The sequence below is a fragment of the Agromyces agglutinans genome (genome assembly GCF_009647605.1).
Classification (GTDB): Bacteria; Actinomycetota; Actinomycetes; order Actinomycetales; family Microbacteriaceae; genus Agromyces; species Agromyces agglutinans.
Map to the genome: position 1 here is coordinate 1 of NZ_WJIF01000024.1, position 348 is coordinate 348.

Annotated in this window: 1 other RNA gene; it reads left to right on the forward strand. The window is 52.0% G+C overall.

Features of this window, described 5'->3' with window-relative positions:
* Positions 1-348, forward strand: a transfer-messenger RNA (tmRNA) gene (gene ssrA / locus GE115_RS18265); the annotation flags it as partial.

Here is a 348-nt window from a genome sequence, read left to right on the forward strand (position 1 = left end):
CGGGCTGATTCTGGATTCGACGGGATTTGCGAAACCCAAGGTGCATGCCGAGGGGCGGTTGGCCTCGTAAAAAGCCGCAAAAAATAGTCGCAAACGACGAAAACTACGCTTTAGCAGCTTAATAACCTGCTTAGAGCCCTCTCTCCCTAGCCTCCGCTCTTAGGACGGGGATCAAGAGAGGTCAAACCCAAAAGAGATCGCGTGGAAGCCCTGCCTGGGGTTGAAGCGTTAAAACTTAATCAGGCTAGTTTGTTAGTGGCGTGTCCGTCCGCAGCTGGCAAGCGAATGTAAAGACTGACTAAGCATGTAGTACCGAGGATGTAGGAATTTCGGACGCGGGTTCAACTC